Source organism: Mycobacterium sp. (assembly GCF_049647605.1).
Taxonomy (GTDB): Bacteria; Actinomycetota; Actinomycetes; order Mycobacteriales; family Mycobacteriaceae; genus Mycobacterium.
The window spans coordinates 34,943-52,741 of the sequence record NZ_JBARXZ010000019.1; the positions used below are offsets into that span (position 1 = coordinate 34,943).

Annotated in this window: 15 protein-coding genes and 2 pseudogenes; 13 read left to right on the forward strand and 4 right to left on the reverse strand. The window is 62.0% G+C overall.

All coding sequences use genetic code 11. The features are described from left to right. The 3 genes and pseudogenes from WBB07_RS02680 to WBB07_RS02690 form a co-directional block, all read right to left on the reverse strand. The gene (locus WBB07_RS02680) at positions 1-738 is read right to left on the reverse strand and encodes a TnsA-like heteromeric transposase endonuclease subunit (RefSeq protein ID WP_234813869.1); all 738 of its coding nucleotides are present in this window, start codon (positions 736-738) and stop codon (positions 1-3) included. A gap of 1,115 nt (positions 739-1,853) precedes the next feature. Further along, positions 1,854-2,074 (reverse strand): annotated as a pseudogene (locus WBB07_RS02685) (acetyl-CoA C-acyltransferase); the annotation flags it as partial. A gap of 612 nt (positions 2,075-2,686) precedes the next feature. After that, positions 2,687-5,023: a cadherin-like domain-containing protein gene (locus tag WBB07_RS02690; RefSeq protein WP_526304498.1), complete on the reverse strand. Its 2,337-nt coding sequence runs from the start codon at positions 5,021-5,023 to the stop codon at positions 2,687-2,689. 397 nt (positions 5,024-5,420) lie between these two features. Here WBB07_RS02690 and WBB07_RS02695 point away from each other — a divergent pair, with 397 nt between their 5' ends. Next, positions 5,421-5,723 (forward strand): hypothetical protein, encoded by a 303-nt coding sequence (locus tag WBB07_RS02695; RefSeq protein WP_526304500.1) that lies wholly within the window; start codon positions 5,421-5,423, stop codon positions 5,721-5,723. A gap of 120 nt (positions 5,724-5,843) precedes the next feature. Then, positions 5,844-6,437 (forward strand): annotated as a pseudogene (locus WBB07_RS02700) (hypothetical protein); the annotation flags it as partial. A gap of 195 nt (positions 6,438-6,632) precedes the next feature. Here the strand turns inward: WBB07_RS02700 and WBB07_RS02705 are convergent. Continuing rightward, positions 6,633-6,761 (reverse strand): hypothetical protein, encoded by a 129-nt coding sequence (locus tag WBB07_RS02705; RefSeq protein WP_526304502.1) that lies wholly within the window; start codon positions 6,759-6,761, stop codon positions 6,633-6,635. A 350-nt stretch (positions 6,762-7,111) separates the two neighbouring features. On the opposite strand from WBB07_RS02705, the gene WBB07_RS02710 reads away from it, so the two are divergent. The 11 genes from WBB07_RS02710 to WBB07_RS02760 all read left to right on the forward strand — a co-directional run bounded on the left by WBB07_RS02710 (position 7,112) and on the right by WBB07_RS02760 (position 17,790). Next, positions 7,112-7,264, forward strand: a complete 153-nt coding sequence (locus WBB07_RS02710; protein ID WP_526304504.1) for a hypothetical protein — start codon at positions 7,112-7,114, stop codon at positions 7,262-7,264. Between the two features lie 44 nt (positions 7,265-7,308). Further along, on the forward strand, positions 7,309-8,223 hold the full coding sequence (locus tag WBB07_RS02715; protein ID WP_526304506.1) for an MlaE family ABC transporter permease: 915 nt from the start codon (positions 7,309-7,311) through the stop codon (positions 8,221-8,223). Between the two features lie 4 nt (positions 8,224-8,227). Further along, positions 8,228-9,082 carry an MlaE family ABC transporter permease gene (locus WBB07_RS02720; RefSeq protein ID WP_526304508.1) on the forward strand — a complete coding sequence of 285 codons (855 nt, stop codon included), beginning with the start codon at positions 8,228-8,230 and terminating at the stop codon, positions 9,080-9,082. A gap of 2 nt (positions 9,083-9,084) precedes the next feature. Next, the gene (locus WBB07_RS02725) at positions 9,085-10,599 is read left to right on the forward strand and encodes an MlaD family protein (RefSeq protein ID WP_526304510.1); all 1,515 of its coding nucleotides are present in this window, start codon (positions 9,085-9,087) and stop codon (positions 10,597-10,599) included. Next, positions 10,596-11,636: an MCE family protein gene (locus tag WBB07_RS02730; RefSeq protein ID WP_526304512.1), complete on the forward strand. Its 1,041-nt coding sequence runs from the start codon at positions 10,596-10,598 to the stop codon at positions 11,634-11,636. Before WBB07_RS02725 ends, WBB07_RS02730 begins: the two co-directional genes overlap by 4 nt. A 5-nt stretch (positions 11,637-11,641) precedes the next feature. After that, positions 11,642-12,724 (forward strand): MCE family protein, encoded by a 1,083-nt coding sequence (locus WBB07_RS02735; protein ID WP_526304514.1) that lies wholly within the window; start codon positions 11,642-11,644, stop codon positions 12,722-12,724. Further along, positions 12,721-13,842, forward strand: coding sequence for an MCE family protein (locus WBB07_RS02740; protein ID WP_526304557.1), 1,122 nt, complete (start codon positions 12,721-12,723; stop codon positions 13,840-13,842). Before WBB07_RS02735 ends, WBB07_RS02740 begins: the two co-directional genes overlap by 4 nt. Positions 13,843-13,931: 89 nt before the next feature. After that, on the forward strand, positions 13,932-14,969 hold the full coding sequence (locus WBB07_RS02745; RefSeq protein ID WP_526304516.1) for an MlaD family protein: 1,038 nt from the start codon (positions 13,932-13,934) through the stop codon (positions 14,967-14,969). Then, on the forward strand, positions 14,969-16,240 hold the full coding sequence (locus tag WBB07_RS02750; RefSeq protein ID WP_526304518.1) for an MlaD family protein: 1,272 nt from the start codon (positions 14,969-14,971) through the stop codon (positions 16,238-16,240). Before WBB07_RS02745 ends, WBB07_RS02750 begins: the two co-directional genes overlap by 1 nt. A gap of 11 nt (positions 16,241-16,251) precedes the next feature. Then, entirely contained in the window at positions 16,252-16,962 is a 711-nt protein-coding gene (locus tag WBB07_RS02755) for an Rv1363c family protein (protein WP_526304520.1), read from the forward strand. A 105-nt stretch (positions 16,963-17,067) separates the two neighbouring features. After that, a complete protein-coding gene (locus WBB07_RS02760) occupies positions 17,068-17,790 on the forward strand; it encodes a DUF3298 domain-containing protein (RefSeq protein ID WP_526304522.1) in 723 nt (240 codons plus the stop codon). The last annotated feature ends 9 nt before the right edge of the window (positions 17,791-17,799 follow it).

Below are 17,799 nucleotides of genomic sequence, written 5' to 3' on the forward strand. Positions count from 1 at the left end.
TCACGACACTGCCGCGCTCACCGGTGTCCGATCGTCGAGGACCGTGCGAGAAAGATCGGCCACCAATCGTCGGTGCCAGAGCAAGTGGAACAGCACAGGCAGCACCACCAGCGGATCGCCCAGGGCCTTCGCGCCCTCCAGAAGCGGCCGCTCGTGGGCGAAACAGCTCAACAGTTCGGCCGCCACGCCCGGTCGGAACACGCGCGGATGCCGGGACCCCGACAACCACCGCAGGTTCGCTGCCAACACAGGGTCCAAAACGCCGACGCGCTTGTACTGCCAGCCGGCCGCAGTGCACACGGCCTCCGAGCGGGCGAACAACTCCGCATCAGACTCCGGAATCCGGTCATCGGGACGGACGTCGACGATCACGACCGTGCCGTCGGATCTGCGAGCGTAGTAGTCGGGAACATGATGACGGCCATCAGACCATCGCAGCCGAAAAGGTTGGGAGGCAACGCCAACGGTGTCAGGATCAGCATCCAATGCCATCAGCTGATCCCGCTCAACCCACGATTCATAACCGATGTGCCTGCGCATCGTCGCGAACCACCACAATCCAGGAAAATTCCGTTGCCCACGAAACGACGGAAACGACCGCACCGGCTCGCAATCGACATCGAACCGGATCCCATGAGCCAACTCCAGCGGAAGACGTGAAGTCCCGTCGGCATCGGCTACCTCAAACACCGCATCGCACCGGCCCGCGGCAACAGCACCAGTGGCCAGCATCGACATGCCCAGAACGGTACCGGCTGTATCAGATCAAATGAGAAAGGCGCGCCGATGTGTCACATCAAATGAGAATGCTTCTGATCGGATGAGAACTGACACCAAGGGGGAAATCGAAATAGGTTGCATCGCAGATAAACTCAGGCCCTATAGAGTTATGTCACAGTGACGTAATGCGGTTGCAGCCGCTGCGCACTAACGCGCTACCAAGAAACGGACGGTGCAGCAATCCAGGTCGTTGACTGCCCGGCGATAGCGGCCGGCGCGGCGTATACCGAAAGGCCAATAGTGTCCATTGGCGTCACCGATCGATTTCGGCCAGCATCCTGTCGGCGCTAACCGCCCGTGGCGAGCGGAATGCGCGGCGATCACCTGGTAGTGGCGTCCACATCGGTCGCAGGGGACCGGCCACCGTTGGGGGTCTTCAGGCTTTCGGCACGCAGAATCCGAGGGACGAAGCCCGGAAGCTCCTCAGCGGCCACCGCTAACTCCGTCTGATAGTCGGCTCAACCACATGGATGCCACCCAGGACGTTCATCTGGGAGTCGGACGGTGACTGGACAACGACCCAGCGGGACAGACTAATTCGTCACTGTGACGTTTTCGCGGGCCGTCGGCGGATAGGGGCCGCTGGGCGTGGCCCGTCCGGGTGCGCCCGAATAAGCCAGCATCGACATCTCGTCACCTAACAATGAAATCGTTCATTAAGTGATGGAAATCAAGTTCAAGCTGGGGCGTCGATCAACAGATGACACGGGTGCCGGTGGATAGAACGGGACGGGTCAAGCGTGCCAGCTGCGCCAATGTCGTTATCACGCAGAGGTGCGAGTCCTTGCACCTAATGCAACTCGCATTGGTTAAGTGCCGATAAGCCACATTATGTCAAGTAAAGTACGCCGTGATCATCCGATGAATCATCGACGGTCGCGAGGCCCCTCGCTGTCGGATGACAACTTACTTGAGACCCCTGCGCGACAAGGGTTGCCGAAGTCTGCGCATCCGTGGTCGACCGCCGCCCAGGTTCGCATTCATACACCGAATGCTGCTGCAAGTTACTGGCCTTGAGATGGTGCCAGTGAATGTAGCGCCCGCCGGGCTGACGTCGTCAGGCCCCGGATGTATCAGCGCCGCAGGACGAGTGCGTCAACCTGCCGCCATCGCCGCAGAGGGCGGCGTGCCGGGTGATCCGTGCCCCGGACATTCCGATGGGGCGACCGATCGCACTGGCGCCGCCGCTGGTGTTGACGCGTTCGCCGTCAATGCCGAGTTCCTTGGCCGCGGCCAGGGCGACCGCGGCGAACGCCTCGTTGTTCTCGATCACGTCGAACTGCTCGACGGTGACGAAGCGCCCACGCAGAAACGCAAACAAATCCGCAACGAGCTGCAAACAGCACTGCGCCAGCTCATGGCCGGTCTGCGCCGGTCGCTCCGCGGAGTGATTCGTGCGACTCCGCGGTCTGCTTCGCATTGCCCCCCCTGGCTGACATGCCAGCGCCGATCCATACTGAGTCGGGCTGGCAGCAAACGATCTACCGCACACTGGTCTAGTGGAACGGCTCACCTTGCCTGCGGGCATCCGGCCAGCAGTTTGGGGTCACTCCCCTGCCGCCTCCTACTCCCTCACCACCTTCATTGGCGAGGAATACGGCCGGATCGAATACGGCGGGTTAGCACTAAAGTACTGCTTATCACATCAGATGAATCACTGCCTGGCTCCTTGCCGGCCACCGCCATTCCCGTCGTTTTCGGCTGCGTGGCAAGGCGTTCCGCCCGTTGCGCCCGTGGTGCGGACTTGCGTAAGCTGCGATGTCGGCTACATATGGGGCCGTTGCAGCGACACGCTGAACTGGGGTCCTGACTTGATGATGCGCAACCCGAATCTGCACTCCGCGCCAAAGGTGAAGCGGCTACATCGCAGCCGCTTCACCTTTCGTTGGACCGGTCAGGATTGCCGTTACACCTGTGGGTAAGGTGCGAACCGACGGTTGAAACCCACTTGGCGAGCTGCGATCTGGGCGGCGCGTTCTTCTGGCGTTACGTACACAGTGGTAGGCGGCAGTACGGTTACCAGGCCGTCGATCGGGACGACCTGAGCTGAAACAGAAGGTTTATCAGTGGAATTCGGGTCGAGGGCTTGGAACCGGAGAAACAGTGTCCCCTGATTGAGACCGCCGGTGGAGACCCAGTTGGCGACGCCGGGATCCGTCTTGGAGATCACGAAGGTATAGGTGCCATCTGGGTTAGCCACGGCCTGCGAATTGTTCAGGCTCGTCTGGTGGTCCCAATAGTTGTTCGTGACAGTCCATTCATTGGTGACGGGAACAACGAAGTATCCGGCATTGCCGGGATCGACCGTCACGACCAGCGTCTGGTCATCGTCGAGCTGGAAGTAGCCGAGGCTCTGCAACTGGGTCGCGAGGGTGTCCGAGCCGGCTGAGGCCGGCTGCGAGAGTTCGTTCGGCGGTCTCAATTCTCCCGTGGTCGGATCCGTCGTGGTCAGGCCCGCCCAACGTTGTTGATACCAAAGAACGCCGCTGACAACGGTGATCACGGCCGTAAACGCGCTGTAATACACGTCAGGCAGTGAGCCTGCACGCGCGACGCCGACTCGGGCCAGTGCAGCACCGAGTCCCTGCAGTGCCGGCCCAACCACGGGCAATGAGGTCAGGCCGAGTTCATGGAAGACGCTGTCAGCCGGGCCACTGACCCGTTGGACGGACAGCTGGGTCGCGGTCTCGGTGTCCCAATCCAACAGAGTGTCGCGAACAACGATACCGGTGGCGCCCGAGGGGAGCTGGATATGGTTCTTCTGGCCCGGCGCGGTCGGATTCGAATCGAGCGTGATCGTATAGCTGCCGTCGGGTGCAATATCGAGGTCGCTGGCCGACAGTGTCGAAGCAGTTTTGCCATCGGTCCCGACCAACACGCTGAAGGTGGTGTCCACGGGCATTTGCCCGTTGATGAATTTCCCGGTGACTACATAGACGGAGTCGGAGCTCATCGGGATAATGCGGTAGGTGGTGTCCGGATTGTCATAGAGGGCGCGGATGTCCAAACCCGTCACGCCGTACCACGTGTGCTGGGGAAGCTCGTTCGGGTTGATTTTCGGATTGTAAGGGTCACGATTCAGCGAGGTCATCGCCGCGAACGCGGCGAACGAGTTTATCGCTGCGTCGATTTGGTCGAGGTTGGTTTGGTCGGGCCCGTTGACGTTGGCGAAGAACCTCTGCGCGGTCAGCGGCCACGCGATCTTGAGGGCGATCTTCGCCAGTTGTACGAGAGGCGAATTCACGATCCTGGCGACGCGTTTTTCAAACTCGAGTTGCTGGGCCGTTGCGAGGGGGTTGATTTCGCCCGCCTGCGCCGGTTGCACCAGCACTGTCACCCGCACACTCGAGGTGTGACCGAAGTCTGCGGCGAGCAAGGTCCCTATCCCGTGGAGGTGAAACGGGTTGTTTCGTGCGTCGCTGACGGTCACGGTGAAGGTGTCGACCCCGCCGCTGGCTCGCATAGCGGCATCGGGTGTGTAGGTGAATGTCCCGTCTGAGTTGAGGACCACCGAACCACCCCTAGGGGGCTTGCGCACCGAGTAGGTGAGCGTGTCGCCGTCGGGGTCGGCTCCGATGACCTGGCCGTGGACGGCTCCGTCCTGACCCGGTGTGTTGGCGGACGAGTTGTAAATCAGCGTCGGGGTGCTGTCGGAAAGAGTGCGTAAGAGCTGATTCAACGGTGCCGCAATCGATGCGAGCGCGGCGGTCACCCGTGACTCGACAGCGTCCGATTGGCGGCGGGCCGCCTCCAGGGTTGCCATCAAGGTGATCGACAGCTGCTTGATCGGCGAGTTGTCCACGGTGATCGGATTCCATCCGGCCAGAGATGTCGCACTCGGTGCGGTCGATTTAACCGACCGCGTCGACGAAATCGCCGTTACCGAGTCGGCCTTGCCGGCGGCTGGGGCATCCCCGGCCGAGTCGGCGAATGCGGTGTCACCGGCATCTGGGGTGGAGGAATCGCTATCGGCCGGCTTGGTGATGGTGGTCGTCGCCGACGTACCGCGGGTCTTGCTGGAAGGTCGAACCGGGTCTTTGGTCGCCTCACTCGAACTGTCGCCGCCGGCCCTCGAGCGCCAGGACTTGGAGGCTGTCGGCTCAGACCGGCCGGATGGCTTCAGTCGTGGCTTATTCGTGGAGGAGTCCGATTTCGCCGCGGTGGCCGACGAGGAGGCATGGTGCGTCCGCCCGCCGGAGGTGTCCGCGTCTGCCCAGGCTGTCGGAGCCGAGTTGGCGATCACCACTCCGATGCCCAACGCGACCGCGAGCGCACCGACACGGCCGATACAGTTAGCTGGACCGCGAGTGGAGGGGGTGCTTCCCCCGCCGGGGCACTCCCGGGCAGCGACCCCTGCGCCCCTCTGCTGCGATCGGCTGTTCGAACGGTACCTGTCGTTTATCAACGTCGCCTCCATTTTTGTCTCGAGTCGCCCCATCGATCACCCATCAGGTGTGGCGACAATCACACTACAAACTTGGGCGACTGTAGCAGGGGTCGGTCACCGGTCAAGAGTCTTGCGAAAAAAAATCGTTGCTAGCACTTACCGAGGGCGCGCGAGACATGACTTCTATCGATGACGGCCCCCCCCTGGCGGTGGAGCCCGCGTACGCCCAGATCTCTCCGAAGCGGTACAACCGATGCGCATCGAGATCCCCGACCTCTTCGATGTCCTGCGCCGCATCGATGAGCGGGGCGGGGCCGCCCGCGGATGGTTCTTCGAACCGCTGTCGGCCTACATTTTTGACGCGCTACGACAACGTGAAAGCGGCATTGCTCGATACCGAAACGTTTCACCCGCCGCTACTCAGGAAGCTATGTCGTTTCCACTGATAGGGCCGACGTTCCTCGGCTATGAGCGCCGAAAGCACTACGTGCACCGGAGAGTGGTGCAACGACCTTCAGCAAACGATCGTGCGCGGACTATGTGGATTACCTGCTGATGCCGCAGGCCCACGCGGTGATCGATCGGATTTGCGAGCGAGGTGAGGCGAGGCCACCGGCGGCACCTGCCACAAAGCGGCGGCGCAACAACCGCGCACAGGTGACCATCCGCAACCTGCTCGAAGCCACCAGCACCGAAGCTGACCACCCTGATCGTTGGCATGTGCGCAGGCGCCGACTGCATCGACGATCTCGACGACGTGCGCTCAGGCGGGATGAAGACACCCTTCGACGTCGTTCACGCACCGTCAACGATCGGAATACCATTGCGAGAGTTCACGTTCGGGCACGCTCGCAAACTGTAGTCGGTGCTACGCGAGCACCTCGCGGCGCTCTCTCTGCGCAAGGGCCTGTCCACGTTGATCGCCACGATCAGCACCAACCACAACAGCCCGGTGATCACCGGGGCACGACCGCGGGCGGGCAGGACCAAATCTGGCAAGGGCGCCGCCTGGATACCGGTCAACTATCCGGTGCGGTCCGTGACCCCGAGACCAGCACGGATCTCCGATGCTGAAATCGCCGAAACCATCTATACGGCTTTCGGTTCCACCATGAGCCCGGTCACCGCCAAACCGATGGTGCGCCGCAAGATCGTCACCATCCCCGCAAGGCCGGCTCGCCCGCAACGCCGACCGTTCCTGCATCTACCAACACACTGGCCTTGGAACGAGCTATGGCTTGTGCTGTGGCGCAACATCATCGGCCACAGCACGAGCTATGGCTTGTGCTGTGGCGCAACATCATCGGCCACAGTCCGCCAGCCAGCACCACCGTCTGACCACCGCCGAGCAGGCCCGACCGGAGTGCACAGGAAAGCTGGATAGACCAGCGGTTACCTGCTGCCCACAATCCCAGGCGCACCAACAATCAGTCCCGAGACAACCTCGCCGGGACAGTCCACGGATTCAAGCTGAACGGTCCAGGCTCGGCGTCAGTTCGTCGTGGCGTTCCAACGTCGCCAGCTGCAGGGCCATGGAGGCGGCCAGATACCGCCCGCACTGCCCACCCGAGACCGCCCAAGCCTTCTGCAGCACTTGGGCGCACCGCCGAAATTCTTTGGATTGCGCTGTCGCCGATACCGTTTGGGTACCCGCCGGCCCGCTCCCGGCGACCGGGCCGCAGCCGTCAGCCGGCGCCAAGCATCGTCCCGCGACCAGCCCGTCACCGACATCACCTGATCCAATCAGGGCCCTGCCCTTCTTCGACGCCTTCCCATAGGACTTGGCGAACCCCGCGGTGATCTCGGCTCACCGAGGGTTTCGCGGGCATTTTTCGTGATGCACGCCGAAACATTGACATTCGTCTGGCCACTTGCCTAAATTCGTGGGCAGCGTCACACATAGCGCGTTCGCAGGCCGTGAACCGCCGAGGCAGAAAGAGTGTCATGGCTCTCAGAGTCGTTCAGTGGTCTTCGCCAAACATCGGCGGTCGCAACATCGTCATGCACCCCGAGCTCGAGCTCCTCGGAGTGCCGGCCCGCGGTGAGCACAAGGTCAAAGGGGTCGACTCGGTGTCGGTCCTGAGCGAGTCATTTTGACCGACACACCGCCGGGAGGGTGGCCAGTCAGTCCACTCGCGACGATGCTGGATGACACTGAGCAGCAAGGCTCCGCTGAGAACACCGCAGTGGTGACTGCTTCTGAAGAACAGCCGCCACCATCTGACGAGCGCTCGGCCCTGGGCGATATTGGCGACTGGGGCCGCCGGTACCTACGGTCACATCCGTTGATGTCGCTGGACACCTTCGGTGGCCAGGTAGTTCTAGGCATACGTACTGTTCAGTACTTCTTCGTCGATTTGTTCACCGGCCGATTCAACGCGCGCGAGTTCGTCAAACAGGCGGCGTTCATGGCTGGGACGGCAATCGTGCCGACGCTTCTGGTGACGATTCCGGTGGGCGTCACTCTCTCGATCCAATTCTCCGTGCTTGCTGGGCAAGTCGGTGCGGAGTCGCTGGCCGGCGCGGCGAACGGGCTGGTGGTGATCCGCCAGGGCGCTCCGCTGGTGGCGGCGATCCTGCTCGCGGCTGCCGTCGGCTCGGCGGTCAGCGCTGATCTGGGCTCGCGGACGATGCGCGAAGAAATCGACGCGATGGAGGTGATGGGCGTCTCGGTGATCCGGCGCCTGGTAGTTCCCCGATTCGCCGCGGTCGTCGTAGTAGGGGTTGCGTTGACCGGACTGGCGACCTTCGCCGGCTTCATCATGGGTTACCTCTTCAACGTGTATATGCAGCATGGGACCCCGGGCTCGTTCGTGGCGACGTTCTCCTCGTTCGCCACCGTGGACGACCTCGTACTGGCGCTGGTGAAGTCGGTCGTGTTCGGCGCGATCGTGGCAATCGTCAGCTGCCACAAGGGGTTAGCCACGCATGGCGGCCCCGCTGGGGTTGCGAACTCGGTGAACGCGGCGGTGGTTGAAGGGATGCTCCTGCTGATGATCGTCAATGTCGTCATGAGTCAGCTCTATTTCCTGATCTTCCCGAAGGTGAGCCTCTAGGGCTATGGCAGCCTCAACGTATCGTGTCGTCGGCACCCACCAATTGACCCGAACCGCAGCCGCGGTGGGGCGGCCGGTGGCCCGGAGCGGTCACATGCTGTATTTCTTCGGCCGAGTGTTGGTGACGACCCCGGTCATGCTGCGCCGCTACCGCCGGGAATTCCTACGAAATCTGTCCGACATTGCCTGGGGCAACGGGTCGATCGTCGTCGGTGGTGGCACTGTCGGTGTCGCGTTGGTCTTGGGAGTCACAGCGGGTGCGCTGCTCGCCGTCGAGGGTTACAACTCGCTGAACCTGCTTGGTCTCGGTCCGGCGACCGGGATGCTCGCTTCATGGGGATCGACGCGCGAGCTGGTGCCGATCATGATCGCACTCGCGTTTACCACACAGGCAGGTTGTCGCTTCACCGCGCAATTGGGCGCTATGCGCCTTTCCGAGGAGATCGACGCGATGGAAACCATGGCCATCAACCCCGTCCCCTATCTCGTGACGACCCGGGTCGTCGCATCGGTTGTTGCAGTGATTCCGTTGTTCCTGGTCTGTTTGGCGGTGGCGTTCTTGGCCGCTGAGGCCGTGGTGGGTTTGACCCCCACGTCTCTGGGGACATACGAACACTATTTCGCATTGTTCAGCAGTAGCAGGGACGTCGTGTACGCGATGATCAAAGCGGTTGTCTTCACCTTCGTCGCTGCGGCGATTCAGTGCTACTACGGCTATTTCGCGTCCGGCGGCCCTGAAGGGGTCGGTGTAGCGGCCGGGCATGCAATGCGCGCCAGCATCACCGCGATCATCATGCTGAACGCCCTGCTGACGATGGCCATGTGGGGCATCGACGCCGGCGTCAGGTTCGGTGGCTAGCGATGCCGAATTCCTTCGATACAGACGTCCGCGGCCCGTCAAACGGCCGCCTCTATCTGGCTGGTGTCGCGTTCTTGCTGGCGCTTGCTGTGGTCGTCGCGCTCTTGCTTGGCAAGTACGACGGCAAATTCGATCCGATCGTGCGGGTCCGCGCTGAGCTGGTCAACGTGGGTGATGGCCTGCCCGCCCAGTCTGACGTCAAGTTCCGGGGTGTATTGGTCGGGTTTGTGTCTGAAGTTGTTCCGGCATCAGCCGGAGGGCCCAACATCGTTGATATCGCGCTCAAGACCGAATATCTCTCGGGTATCCCCGATAATGTCACCGCCCGAGTAGTCCCGTCCAACGTCTTCGCGGTGTCGTCGGTGCAGCTGGTAGACAACGGGCAGAGCAGGGCTCGGCTGAGGGCCGGCGCGGTTATCCAGGAGGACCAAAGTCTGCCGACGGTGCTGTTTCAAACCACATTGGACAAGCTGCGCCAGGTGATGGTGGCCTTGGGTCGCGAGCCGAACGGGGACCGCATCGGCTGGGTTGCCACCTTGGGCGAGGCTACTCAGGGGCGCGGCGACCGACTGGAGAAGGCCGGACGAGACCTGAATGAAATTGTCGCCCAACTGAATGCGGTAGTCAGCACTGAGCCGGGACCGTCCACGATATCCGCCTTCACCGCTGCCGCTCAAGGGTTGCAGTCCGCTGCGCCAGAGCTCTTCGACGCACTCGCTCCTGCCGTCAAGCCGCTACAAACCTTCGCCGAGAAGCGATCAGAATTGTCGAACTTTCTGTTCGCCGCGAACAACACTGTGGGAACGCTCGGTGACGCCTTCGACAACCAGACCGACAGGCTGTTCAGCATCAGCACCAACCTGACTGCGGTCCTCGGCGAGTTGGGAGATCGGCCCGAGGTGGTTCGCGCCCTGATCAAGAACTTCGTTGGTCTCAGTCAGAAGGCTTCCGACACAATCGATCTCGACGCAGGAGTGATTCGGGCCAACGCAATTATCTCCCTCACCCCCTCTCGGACTTACGTGCGCGCCGATTGCCCTCGCTACGGTGCATTGGAAGGTCCGAGTTGCCAGACGGCCCCTGAGGTGCCGGTCGCGCCCGCGTTGACGACGGCATTGGGATCTCGGGGGCTCCCGCTTCCTCCGGGCGTCTCCGAGAATCGCCCCAACCTGGCTCCTCCGCGAGGTTCCGTACTGCCGCCCGAAGCTTATCCGCCCCTGCCACCAGCGGGGCCGCTGCCCGAAAGCCCACCACCATTACTGCCGGCCGAAGCCCCTCCCCCGGTCGCACCCGACCCGCCGGCACAACCGATCCCATCCCCCGAACCCCCGCCGACTGTCCAGCCGCAATCGGCGGTCATCGGCGGCAACGTCGGTCCCGTCGGGAGCTCTCAGGAGAAAGACCAACTGAGCTTCATCGTAGGTGCTCAAGCAAATTCCGCCACCGAGTTCCTGCTGGGACCGCTGGCACGCGGAGCCACCGTACATCTGGCAACGGCTACCGGAGGTGATCGGTGAACTACCGCAATGCCCTGATCGGCCTGAGCCTCTTCCTGGTGGTGGGGATGGTGACGACCTCGATGGTGCTCGTCACGCTTCGCCGTGAGGTCGTAGGCCCGACGAACGAATACTCGGCGATGTTCACCGATGTGTCCGGAATGCACGCCGGCGACGATGTTCGCATTGCCGGAGTTCGGGTCGGACGCGTGGACAGAGTCGACCTTGAGGGCACCCTGGCCAAAGTCACGTTCAAGGTACAAAAGGACCAAGTCGTCTATCAGGACACCATCGCCTCGGTGACGTATCAAAACATCATCGGTCAGAGGTATCTCGGTCTGTCGCAGGGATCATCGGCCGACCGGACACCCCTGGCGAGTGGAGCCCAGATCCCGCTGGAGAACACCAGACCGTCTTTTGACATCAGCTATCTGCTCAATGGGTTCGAACCATTGTTCGGCCTGATGGATCCGCAGCAGGTAGACAACCTGACGAACGCGATAATCACAGCCCTACAAGGAGACTCGGGTTCGGTGCTGACGCTGATCACTCAAACGTCGGCACTTGCAGAGTCACTCGCCGGCCCTGATCAGGTGCTCGACGAGCTCGTCACCGGCCTCAACGACGTCACCACCAACCTTGCCGCCCAAGACACCGACCTCGACGCGTTGATCAGCCAAACTCATGACGTTATGGTCACGCTCGATGACCGGCGCGATCAGTTGGTGGCATCGGCGGGTTCAATCAACGCTGCGGTCACACGATTGGCGACAATCACCAACAACATCTACCCCCCGTTGCATGACCTCCTCGAACGCGAGCCCGGCTTCCTGGCGAACATTGTCGGCCCGGGAAGGGATCGCTGGTCGTTCATGGGATCGAACATGAGCTACTTCTTCAAGGGCTTCGCGCGAATCACCGAGGGGGGAACATACGCCGATGCCTATCTATGCGACGTCAACTCCACGATATTCGCGTTCCTCAGCCGGCTGATTCCCGCCGTCGTCCGGCTGGCGTCACCGGGAAATGTCATCCAACACACACCGATGTGCAGGTAGTCGCCATGCTCAATCGCCTCAAGCGCCCCATCGAGGGATACAACACGATCTGGATCGGCACCATCGCCGCGGCTCTCACCGTGATCGTCGTGGCCGCCGTCCTCGGTGTCGGCCGTCTTCCCTTGGGGCAGACGGTCTATCACGGCGAATTCCTTCAGGCAGCCCAGATCCGGCCGGGCGACCAAGTCACCGTCGCAGGGATCAACGTGGGTGCCGTCAATGGTGTCAAACTGGCCGGTGATCGTGTCGTCGTCGACTTCAAGGTCGACAGCAAGGTTCACCTGGGCCAGGACACACGAGCCGCCATAAAGCTGACCACCCTGCTGGGATCCCGTTACCTCGAGTTGTCTCCCGCGGGCAGCGGCGACCTCGACCACCGCACGGTCAGCCTGGCGAACACATCCGTCCCCTACGATCTACAGAAAACACTCGCAGATGCCACGACCACATTCGAGCAGGTCGATGCCGACCGCGTCGCCGAATCGCTGACCACCCTGTCTGCGGGCCTCACCGGCGTGCCCGAAGCCCTACCGCAGGCGCTGGACAACGTCAAATCGCTTGCCGCGATCATCTCCGGGCGGCGCGACCAAATCGGCTCCCTGCTCAAGAGTGTCGACATGATCACCGCGATGATCCACACACAGCAAGCCAATCTCGGCACCCTCGTGGTACGGGGCCGAAACCTCTTGGCTGAGATCGTCTCCCGGCGCGACGCGGTGCGCCAGCTCTTCGCCAGTGCCACCGCAATGATCAACACCCTCAAGACAACTCTCGACGATCAGCCGGCGATCAACAAAATGCTCGCGAACCTTGACGAGCTAACCCGCGCGATCGGCAAAAAAGAGGATCTGCTGCGCAACTTTCTGCAAATCACGCCGGTGGCCTTCCGCAACCTTGCCAACGCCACGGGCAGTGGAAATTCGATCGACGTCAACCTTCCGGCCGGGATGATGATCGACTCCTGGATGTGCGCGCTCAGCGCTCGCGCCGAACAGTTCAATCTGCCTCAGTACTACCAGGATTGCGCGCCATCACCAGATCCGTATCCCGGATGGCCCGCGCCGGATCCCGCACGGGCGCCACGATGAGCCGCCGGACTGCGCTGGCCGTCAGCGCCCTGCTCGCAGCGGGGCTGGCCGTTGCGGCCTTCGTCGTGGTTCCCCACGGCGCTGACCAGCCGATGACGGTGACGGCCCAGTTCGAGGACGTTATCGGCCTCTACGAGGGCAACGACGTCTCGGTGCTCGGCATGCCCGTCGGAAAAGTAACGAGCATCGTTCCCAAGTCCACCTACGTTGAAGTGAAAATGGCAATTGACAGCGGCGTCGACCTACCGGCCGATGTTCAGGCGGTCACCGTATCGACGTCGATCCTTACCGATCGGCACATCGAACTGACTCCGGCCTACCGCAGCGGACCGAAGTTACGGACCGGGGACCTTCTGGGCTTGCCGCGCACCCGTACACCCGTCGAGTTCGACCGCACACTCGCGATGGTCGACAAACTCTCGAGTGCCTTGCGCGGTGACGACAATGGGGACGGCCCGCTGGCCGACCTCGTCGACATCGGCGCTCAGATCGGGTCCGACAGTGGCCCCAACCTCGCAGCGACCCTCGATCAGCTGTCACAAGCGCTGCGCCTCGGTGCCGATAACGGCGCAGGTACCAAACAGGACATCGAGGCAATCGCGTCCAATCTTGCGGAATTGACGCGAGCAGCCGCCGACAACGACGCGACAATACGCGAATTCGGTTCGAATATCCGCCAGTTCAGCGCCATGCTGGCAGAGCAGGATCTCGGCGACGGCGACACCGGCGCCAAGATCAACCAGATACTGGACGAAGCGGCGGCGCTACTGGAGACCAACCGCGACGGGCTGAAGTCCACCGTTGCCAATTCTCAGACCGTGTTGACCGCCGCTGACGACAATCGCCGCGACATAGCAGAAATGCTGGACCTTTTGCCGATGCTCGGCGACAACGTGTACAACGCAATCGACTCCAACGTCGGCGCCATTCGCGCGCACGCGCTCGCCGACAAGCTCCTCGCCAACCAACAAATGGTCAAGGAGATCTGCAACCTCTCCGGAATCAAAGACTTAGGATGCGCAACGGGCACACTTGCCGACTACAGCCCGGATTTCGGCGTGAATTTCCTGGTCGACGGCGTGGTCGGCATGCTCGAAACGATGGCGGGAGCCCGGTGAGGCGGCCCGGCGCAGGCAATGTCCGCCGCGCGTGCCGAAGCGCAGCAGCTGCAGGGCTGACCATGCTGTTGGCGGGATGCGCAACTGGGTTGGAGAGTCTACCGCTGCCGGCACCGGGCAAGACGGACCACAGCATCTCGTTGACCGCCGAGTTCGCCAATGCGCTGAATCTGCCTGCGCAGGCGAAGGTCCGACTCAACGGCGCCGACATCGGTCAAGTCGAGTCGATTCGCGCGCAGAACTTCAACGCCCTGGTGACCATGCGTCTTCGTGGCGATGTCCCGTTGCACACCGGTACCACCGCTGAACTGCGTTCGGCCACCCCCCTCGGCGATGTCTTCGTCGCCATCCGGACCAACCCGAACCCAGCTCCGGGCGCTCCACTGCTACGTGACGGAGACAACCTCACATCAAACTTCACTTCCGCGGCCGCGACCATCGAACAAGTGCTCGGGTCGGCGGCGTTGCTGGTCAACGGAGGCGCCATCCGTCACCTGGTATCGATTGTCAACGGTGCCGGTTCGGCGATGGGTGGACGCGGCGAGAAGCTCGCCGATCTACTGGAGCAGTCCAACACATTGATAGCGCGGTTGAATAGCCGATCAGGCGAAATCGACACGGCCCTACGGAGCACCTCCGAGCTGGCTGCAAGGATCTCCGAACGCCAACACACCCTCAACGAGGTCATCTCGGCCGCCGTCCCGGCCATGACCGTAATCGGCGACAACACCCGCCAGCTGGCCGACCTGACGGATGGCGTCGCACGAATCACCCGCCAGCTAAACCGGTTTCCCTCCGTGCAGGGCACCGACAGCCGCAGCATCATCAAAGACCTCAACGACCTGTCGGCCCTCTTCAACGACCTCGTACTCGACCCCAACGTCGACTTGAACGTGCTGAACAGGTCGATACAGAGCCTCGTTGCTGTAACAGGCGGGGCCGCTCTTTCAGGCAGTGGCGTTATTACTCAACTCGCATTCGGAGCACTGCCCGACATGAATTATCCCGGCGATCCGGGATTCCATGGGGCCGACGGCACCGACTACCACGCCATGATCGCCAGCCTCAGATACGAGTACAACCTGTTGTTGAGCAGGGTGTACGGACCTGAGCACAGGCCACGGTGATGACAGTGTCGCGGAATCCGCTGGAGCAATCGGCGCGCTTGATCGTCGCGGCCGTACGCTGGCTGGCGCGTCGTCGTCTGTCAGTGTCAGTGGTGGGTCTTGTCCTAACGCTGCTGGCCGCAACCGCTTTCATTTTGGTGGATTCGCTCGGGATCAATCCGGCACGCTCGGCCTATACCGTGCGGGTGATGTTGCCAGAAACCGGTGGGCTTCTACCGAACCAAGACGTGACCTTGCGCGGAGTGCCGATCGGGCGTGTCGAATCTGTGAATTTCACTGACACCGGTGTGGTAGCTACCGCCGCGATCGACTCCGATGTGCCTGTGCCGCTGGACAGCTCCGTCCGGGTGTCGGCCCTGTCCGCGGCCGGCGAGCAGTACTTGGAGTTTCGGCCGCAGAGCGACCACGGCCCGAACTTGACCAACGGTTCGGTGATCGGGCAGAACCAGACATCCATCCCCGTGTCTTTGCCGCGTCTGTTGGCTAACGGCGATGGCGTCTTGGCTCAGCTAGATGCGAAAAAGCTTGCTGCCATGTCCGACGAGCTGCGGGTAGGACACCAAGGGCCGCAGAAACTGGCCGCGCTGCTCGATGGCGGGGCGTTCCTGGTCTCGACCCTCGACTCGGTGCTCCCGCAGACCGTCAGCGTGCTGCGCACCAGCCGCACCGTGTTGACCACACTGGCCGACGTCACCCCCGGTCTGCGCGATACTTCCCAGCAGCTGCAGGACGTCCTGCACGGAGTCAACGCCATGGACGGCGGCTTTCGCACCCTTGTCGATCGCGGTAGTGCACCGTTGACTGCCCTGGACGCCGTCATTGCTGACAACTCCGAAACGATGGTCCAACTGCTGGGCAAGCTCACGACCACCGCGCAGGTGTTGAATGACCGTGTACCTGCCCTGCATCACATGCTGAACGCACCCCGCAGTTCGGCATTTGACGCCCTGGGATCCATCATGCACGACGGCGCTGTCTGGGCGATCGCGGACATCTACCCCCGTTACAGTTGCGACTACAACCTTCCGCGACGGCCGGTCGCCGTGCCCGATTACTTCGAGCCCTACCTCTACACCTACTGCGCAAACCCGGACCCCTCCATACTGGTCCGCGGCGCCCGCAATGCACCACGCCCACCCGGCGATGACACCGCGGGCCCTCCCCCGGGCTATGACCCGCTGGCCACGGCCACCCCAACCCCGATCTACCCCAACACAATACCGATGCCATACGGCGGGCCCCCGCCTGGATATCGAACACCGGTGAGTTAGGAGACGCCTCCATGACGACACGACTATTCAAGCGGACGAATTCCAAGGACGTCTTCGAAAAGCTTCAGCAACAAGACGAAAACACGAACACCAAGACGCCGGACAGCACACCAGGAATCGACGCCGCTGAACCGACCGAAACCGAAGGTAGCCAACCAGAAGCCGCCGCTGAAGCGACCGATTCGCCAGATACCGATACCGATACCGATATCGAAGAGACAACAAAACCTTTGCAGCTCAGGCGCTGGGCTCGCCGCACCCTCGCCGCGGCTGTGGCGCTCGTGTTTGTTGCGGCGTTGGGAGTGTCGGGATTCTTGGGCTGGCAACTCAAGCAGAGCAGGGACACCGACGCGGCGGCCCGCGCCGCTCTGACGGTGGCTCAGAATTACGCCGTCACCCTGACTACGGTTGACAGCGGCAAGATCGATGAGAATTTCACTCAGGTGCTCGACGGCGCCACCGGCGAATTCAAAGACATGTATAGCCAGTCCGCCACCGAACTGCGCCAACTGCTTATCGACAACAAAGCGATGAGCAAGGGCATAGAAGTCGACTCCGCCATCAAATCCGCGTCCAAAACCAAGGTCGAAGTGTTGCTCTTCATGGATCAATCGGTCAGCAACTCCGTGAATCCCCAGCCTCGCATCGACCGCAGTCGAGTCGCGATGACGATGGAACTCATCGATGGCAAGTGGTTGGCAAGCAACGTAGACATCAAATAGCCGAATCAACTCCAGCGGACTGCCGAGCCAGAGAGCCGCACTCCAAACACAACAAACATCAAGTCTTGTGCCCCAAGGCCTCCGAGACCTTCAGGAAGGGCGGCCATGAAGCTCACTAACCGACTTGTCTTGGCGTTGGTAGCGGTAGGGTCGATCGCCCTGTCGGCGGTGGACCCGGCCCAGGCCGAGCCGGCTGCAAACGACCTCGGGTTTTCGGCCGTCCCCGGTGTGGTCGCAGGTACCAGTCCAGATGGCTTGGGTACCTGGAGCGTTCACTATCAACGCATCGACGGCGGCGATCCGGAGGTGGCCGAAGCAATCAACGGCGGCATCGACGCCGAAGCGATGCGACAAATCCAGACCATGACCTGGGATGGATCGACGAAGCGTCCATGGACGTTCAACGCTACGGGGACCGCCTCTATACGTCCCAACACGGTTTCAGAGCTGTTTGTCGGCGAGTACGACGTCGCTGAGCCCAACATGCCGATCAATTACCTCGCATCAGTCGTATTCGACAGCCGCAGCGGAGTTCGCATTACCTGGGATAACCTGTTCCGCGATAAGCAAGCAGGTTTGGTTCGGCTGTCTGAACAGACCGCAGCGATTTTGCCGACCGTGCACCCGCCGGCATACCCGACTGAGTGGCAACACAGCGGCCAGTTAGCTCCGGTGGACATCAATTTCAAGTATTGGATTCCGACCGCCGAGGGAATCGAACTGCACTTTCCCGAGTACCAATTCGGGCGCGGGCTGAAGGTGATTACGGTGCCCTGGGCCAAGGTGGAGGACCTGATCGCGCCGCCGTTCGTCCCGATCATGGATTGACCTCGCCGA